The sequence below is a fragment of the Nocardia sputi genome, assembly GCF_023501985.1.
The window spans coordinates 1-6,227 of sequence record NZ_JAMFLC010000059.1 but is presented as its reverse complement, the minus strand read 5'-3'; the positions used below and the strand labels follow the sequence as shown (position 1 = coordinate 6,227).

Sequence of the window (6,227 nt, the reverse complement as noted above, 5' to 3'; positions counted from 1 at the left end):
CGTGTCGGGTGGGCAGGCGAAGTCGGATGATATTGCCGGTGCGATCAATCGGTTGACCAAGCAGTATCTGTACAACATCGCGGGTAGGAATTACACACCACCCAAAACCGGCACCCCCGGAACGGACAACCTCCCAGGAGGCTCGAATCCCCAGCCCGCGGACATCTACCGGTACCTCGTCTCCAAATACGGGCTCACACCCGCGCAGGCGGCGGGGATCGTGGGCAACATGAAGGTCGAGTCGGGCTTCAACACCGGCGCGTACAACGCGCGCGAGGGCGCGATCGGTCTGTGCCAGTGGCTGGGCGGCCGACGGAAGAACCTCGAGCGTTACGCCGCCGCGCAGGGTAAGCCGGTCAGCGACTGGAAGGTCCAGGTCGATTTCATGATGTACGAACTGCGGACCAATGAATCCTCCGCCTACGGACATCTCCGGGGTGCGCAAACGCCCGCTGCCGCGGCGGCGGTGTTCGATCGATATTACGAAAGAAGCGACGGAGCGGCGCGAGGGCAACGTATCGCCTATGCCAACAGTGTCGCGGCGGCCATGCGCAATGTAGCCGTCTAGCCGTTCGCGGCGCTCGAGCCGGCCTCAGGGGATATGCCCGCCTCCGGGAACGTGCTGTGTGAGAAAGCCTCGGAAACTGGGCTAAGCTCCGGATACGTTGCGGGAGAGGGCCTCAGCGCGAGGCCCTCCGTGGGGTGCGTGCACAGCGCGACACGTGACATGGGCCAGCGAATCGACGGAGGTTGCCACACCGATGTCAGGGGCCGCCGATACCTGCCGCACCGGCATTCACGCTGCCGAGCTCGCGGTTCCGCGCTTGCTCAGTGCCCAGGTCGGTACGGAGTACTGATGGCGCCGACGAACCGAACCCCTTCGGAGCCGGAATCCGACGATCCCACCGGTACACGTGACTTCCGGGCGACCACCACGTCGTCACCTCGGCGTCCGGTCAAGTCGTCGGCGAGGGGAGGAACGGCTCCGGCAGCGCCGCCGCTGACCGGTGCGCCCGCGTCGACGGCGCCCGCCGCTGCGGCGCAGCCACGAAGCCAGAATCATCCCGCGGCCATCGAAAACTCCTCCACTGCTTCCGGATCGGGAGCAGCGCCGCGCTCGGACGCATTCGCCGGGGCAGGCGCGTCTACGCCGATGGCGGCTGCGGCGATGGGTGCACTCGCGGCTATTGCGGTCCAATACGGTGACGGAGCGCCGACCGCGACGACAGGGCAGGCGTACGCGCCGCCAGACATCCCGGCTGGTCGGCCGAGCGGGCCCGTAGTGTGGGACGGCGCGCTGGGCTCTCAGTACGCAATGAGCAATCAGAACCGGGCACGGCACGGCGACGCGACGCAGTCGATGAACGCCGAGCTCGAACGCATCCTCGGCGGCGCGGTCGACAGCACCACGCACGGACGGGCTGCGATCGGAGCGATAATCGCCGAGGTGAACACGGCTCTGACCGCGCTGGGCACCATCCAGGACGCCGCCGCGAGCAGGCAGCTGGTCATCTCCACCTTGGACACCGCCCTACAGCGCGCGGGAACCGTCCTCGGTCAGGGGCAGGCATCCGCCGTGTTCACCGCGGCGCGGGTGGCCGCCCTCGCCGATAACTACCTGCGGGAATCGGGTCCCGTCCGGCCGCGCAGGCCACGCGGCGCGACACACCCGGGAACACGCGGTCCCAGCGGCGGCCCGCCGCGCACGCGGCCGTCGGGGCAACAGGGGCAGTGGATCAACGAAGCGCTGCATGTGTTGCGGCAGCACGGCTACGACACGCGTCAGATCGATCCGGCCGATATCGCGGCAATCATCCAGCACGAGTCCGGTGGAAATCCGAACGCGATCAATCTCTGGGACAGCAACGCCGCGGCCGGGATTCCGTCCAAAGGTCTTATGCAGACCATCGATCCGACGTTCAACGCGTATTCCCTTCCGGGACACAAGGATATTTGGAACCCGGTGGACAACATCGTCGCCGGCGTGCGCTATGCCATCGAACGCTATGGGTCGGTGAGCAATGTGCCGGGTATTGTCCAGATGCGCGGCGGAGGTTCGTACGTGGGGTATTGAGGTCGGTTGTGAGCCGAGCTCGTTCCGGAGTAGGCCCGCACGGGCAGCGGGTCGCTTCCGAGATCCGAGTCAGTGCTGCGCAGTGGTCATTTGTTCAATTCAATTGCCGCAGTGTGAAACTCGCGCTTTGAAGTTCTTTCCTGTTCACTGCCCGGGAATTCCGGAAGATGTCCGAAAGATGAACAGAGCGTTGCGCTAAGAGGTTGATGCGCAACAATTGTTGCGCCATGCTGGAGTCCATGGTCGCGCGTTCCCCGCGAAGCCGGTCGGCACGACCGGAACGCGAATCGGATGATCCGGAAGGTCGCTGTCCCGGCGGCGTCGCTGCGTGGGCGCGCGCCCGGCTCGGTGATCGGTCTCGTCGCCGCCGAGTCGCGGGGCTTCTCGTGATCCTCGTCGGCTTCGTCGCCTTTCCCGGTCTGCTGGGCGCGGTCGCATCGGCCCAGAACACAGCCGCCACGGCGGGGACTTCCCAGATCGATGGCCTCAGCTGGATGAATATCCGCGACTCCTCAGGTGTTCCGCTGTCCAGCTACACCTTCGCCACCGATCGAGGGGGTCCACTCGATCCAGGTGCCACCATTCTGTGGGCGATTCTCGGGCTGGAGTTCATCGGCTACCTGGCCATCGTGACGTCGGCCATCTGGCTGATCGGCTACGCGCTGAGCTTCCGTTGGATGGACTGGTTCGCAACGGCGCTGCGGGGGGTAGGCGACGCTCTGACCGGCCAGATCGCGACGCCGGTCGTGCTGGTGACCGCGGCGGCCATCGGCGCGTTCTTCGTCGGCTGGTTCATCGTGCGCGGATACCACGCCAAGGCCGCGGTGCAGGTTGTGACGATGGTGACGGTCGCGGTGCTCGGCCCGGTTTTCCTAGCCGAGCCGCTTTCGGAGGTGCTGTCCTCGCGCGGCCTGCTGGCGCAGGGCCGTGATCTGGGCATCTCGGTGGCCGCGGGATTGCACGGCAACGAAAGCCCGAACCCGTCCCAGTTGCTCCCGACGATGCAGGAGACGCTGGCCGACGATTTCGCGCGGCGTCCGCTGCAGGTGTGGAACTTCGGGCATGTCCTGGATGAGAACCCGTCGTGCAGCGCCGCGTGGTCGGCGGGCGTCCGGTCCGGTGACGACGACCGCGTGCGCAACGGCCTGAAGAGCTGCGGCGACGCGGCCGCCTACGCCAAGGCCAGTAATCCGAGCATGGGCCAGGTGGCCACCGGGTTACTGCTGCTGCTGTGCGGCGGCATCCTGCTGCTGTTCGCGGCGTATCTCGGCATCAGGGTCATGAAGGCGGCGATGGATGCGGTCTACCACGGTTTCATGACGATCTTCGGATTCGCCGCGGGTGGCTTCGTGTACGGGCCGACGCAGACGTTTCTGGTCCGCAATATCGTGGATGGATTCATCGCCGCCGCGCGCATGGCCGCCTACACCATATTTCTCGGCATTTATGTCCTGTTCCTCGGCAACCTCTTCCAGCAGGCCCGTGGGCAGGTCATGGCAGTGATCATCGTCGCGGGCGCCGTCGAGATCATCGGGATCTCCCAGCTTCGCAAACTCGATCTGAGCCTGAGCAGCGGAAACGATTGGGTGGCGAACCGATTTGCCTCGGCTGTCCAAGGACCGCCGCCCGTCGGCGGAGGAGGGGCGGCAACGGCACTCGGCATGGGTGGTGCGCAGGCCGCGGGCGCGATGCGCGGTCGCGGGTTGGTCGCCGGGATGTCCGCGCTGAACACGATCAACATGTCGCCGATGACCGCCTGGCTGCTTGCGGCCACCCCGAACCCGTTGAGCCCGCTCTCCCGCCGGAAGAAGCGGAAGGAACTCGACAGTTTCGTCACCTCCCCGATGCTGCGGCAGATGCACGAGTACAACAATGCCGCTCGGGCGAACTGGCGCTTCAAAGCCGCTGGACGGTTGCAGGGCGTGGACGGCGGAATCAATTCCGCCCTCGGGGTCGCGAATGTACTCGACGGGCTCGGCGACAGCAAGGTGCCGGACTCGATGATCGCGCCGATACTGCGCGCGATGAACGCCACTGATCAGCAGGTGGTCGACGCCCAGCGTGCGGCGGCGGTGCAGAAGGCCAGTATGTCGCAGAATCCGTTCGGCTTCGCGCCGTTGCAGAAAGCCGTCGCCGCGGCCCGTGCCGTGGAGAGCCACGTAGGCATCCCAGCGCATCCCGCGTTCGCGGCGCAGGCGGTGGTGGCGGCCGACAACTTCGTGCGCCACTCTATCGCGCCGATGAACGCGGTACCCGACAATCATCCGTTCGTGCAGCGGGTGATGGCGGCAGTAGACGATGAACAGCGACTCGGAACGATCACACCCGACGATTGGCGCGCCGCCGGGCGAGACGTGCGCCAGCACATCGGGCGACAACTGGCGCTGCAGCATCAGGACGCCGCACAGAACTATTTCAACGACCAGAGCGAGGCCAACCGGCGGCTGCTGATGCGGTCGACCAGGAGGATATCCAACCTCGACAGTTTCGACCCGGACACGGGGCCGGACCCATGGGATCCCTAGGCGCAGGTGTGTGCAGACTGACAATATTCGCCGATCGGTGGTGTGGACGAAGCCGTCGCGGGCAATATCGAACGAATGGATCGGCAGAGCGCCCACGTGGCTTTCCGGTAGGGCACACGTGGCCAGCGAGGCACCCAGCAGTTACCGGGAATTGCGTGGGCTGTTGCAACAGCGATTTCCTGATCTCGCCGAGGGGCAGCAGCGGATCGCCCGGCTGGTGCTCGACGACCCGGAGGGCACCGCTTTTCGCAGCATCGGCGAGAGCGCGCAGTTGGCCGGGGTGCATCGGTCGTCGCTGGTGCGGTTCGCGACCATGCTCGGTCTGTCGGGATACCCGGACCTGGTCCGGCTCTGCCGCAGGCAGCTCGCCGCCGAAGCGAACGTGCATCGTGAGCGCGCCGCCGAACCGACCTCACGTGACCAGTTCCTCAGCACCGTGTTAGAACACGACACCGCCAATGTGGCACGTGCGTTCGACCGGATCGATCGGGACGACTGGGAGCGGGCGGTACACGCGGTGATTTCAGCCGAGACGGTGCATGTGGTGGGCTTGCGTGTCTCGCTGTCGGTGGCCTATCAGGTGGCCTATCTGTTGCGAGCGATCCGGCCGGGGGTCAGGCAAATCAAGGCCGCCGCAGGCCTTTTCGTCGATGAATTGGGCGATATCGGTGCGGGCGACACCCTGGTCGCGGTATCCATTCACCGGTACGCGCGCGACACGGTGCAGGCGGTGGAATGGGCTCGCGGACGTGGCGCGACCACCATCGCTTTCACGGATGGGCCGTCTTCGCCGCTGGCGCGTATCGCCGATCTGACCTTCTATGCCGAGACAGGTGGGCTGTCGGATCTGCCTTCCCTGACTGCGCTCACCTCGGTGGCGCAGGCGTTGGCTTTCGCCGTCGAGCGTCGGCTGGGTTCCGATCGGCGCTCGGAACTCGCTCCGGACGAGAAACTCTTGGCGGAGTTCTCCGTGTATGAAGATCATCGCGCGAGAGGTGTCTGATCCCGCGTCATCCCAGTAGTGACCGCCGGCGGCCGCTGGACTCGGTGGGCGGCGCGGAAATCTCGGCCGCTCGACTGAAGGCCGGGCGCGGGTGAGTCAGCCTGGTGGGTGGACGACGCCGACCATGCCGCTGGCGCCGAGGTTGTAGGTTCGCCGGCGTACCGCATCACTGGAGTTGCCCTCGATGGTGGTGATGGTGTTGCCATTACGCGCCACCACCATGCCGATGTGACCGCCGCCGTTGAGAATCACGAGGTCACCGGGTCGCGCGCTGGATGAGCTGCCGGCGAGGCCCATACGTTGCGCATCGGACCAGATGCTTCGCACATGATTCTTGTTGGACCAAGGCACGTTGATACCCGCTTGCCTCCAGGCCCAGGTGGCGAAAGAGGCACACCATGCGTCGTTGATGTTGTACGGCCGGTTCACGCGATCCTCGGCGTACTCGCTGACGCCGAGTTCGCCGGCGGCGATCTGGATCGCCCGCTGCACGGCCGAGGACGCCGCGGGGGTGCCGGTTTTGGGTGGTGTGTAATTCCTACCCGCGATGTTGTACAGATACTGCTTGGTCAACCGATTGATCGCACCGGCAATATCATCCGACTTCGCCTGCCCACCCGACACG

5 protein-coding genes are annotated in these 6,227 nt (G+C 65.8%); 4 read left to right on the top strand and 1 reads right to left on the bottom strand.

All coding sequences use genetic code 11. The annotated features are described in order from the left end of the window. From M8859_RS36575 to M8859_RS36560, 4 genes are all read left to right on the top strand, one after another. A partial coding sequence (locus M8859_RS36575; RefSeq protein WP_249645671.1) for a phage tail tip lysozyme occupies positions 1–568 on the top strand: 568 nt, incomplete at its 5' end. Between the two features lie 747 nt (positions 569–1,315). Continuing rightward, positions 1,316–2,074, top strand: a complete 759-nt coding sequence (locus M8859_RS36570; protein ID WP_223517884.1) for a transglycosylase SLT domain-containing protein — start codon at positions 1,316–1,318, stop codon at positions 2,072–2,074. Between the two features lie 386 nt (positions 2,075–2,460). Continuing rightward, on the top strand, positions 2,461–4,599 hold the full coding sequence (locus tag M8859_RS36565; RefSeq protein ID WP_249645670.1) for a hypothetical protein: 2,139 nt from the start codon (positions 2,461–2,463) through the stop codon (positions 4,597–4,599). A gap of 118 nt (positions 4,600–4,717) precedes the next feature. Next, positions 4,718–5,602, top strand: coding sequence for a MurR/RpiR family transcriptional regulator (locus M8859_RS36560; RefSeq protein WP_223517873.1), 885 nt, complete (start codon positions 4,718–4,720; stop codon positions 5,600–5,602). Between the two features lie 96 nt (positions 5,603–5,698). Here M8859_RS36560 and M8859_RS36555 read toward each other — a convergent pair. Beyond that, the coding region (locus tag M8859_RS36555; RefSeq protein WP_249645669.1) for a C40 family peptidase at positions 5,699–6,227 on the bottom strand (529 nt) is incomplete at its 5' end.

Coding starts and splice junctions, on each gene's coding strand:
- M8859_RS36570 (WP_223517884.1), top strand. CDS start 1,316: ATGAGCAATCAGAACCGGGCACGGCACGGCGACGCGACGCAGTCGATG.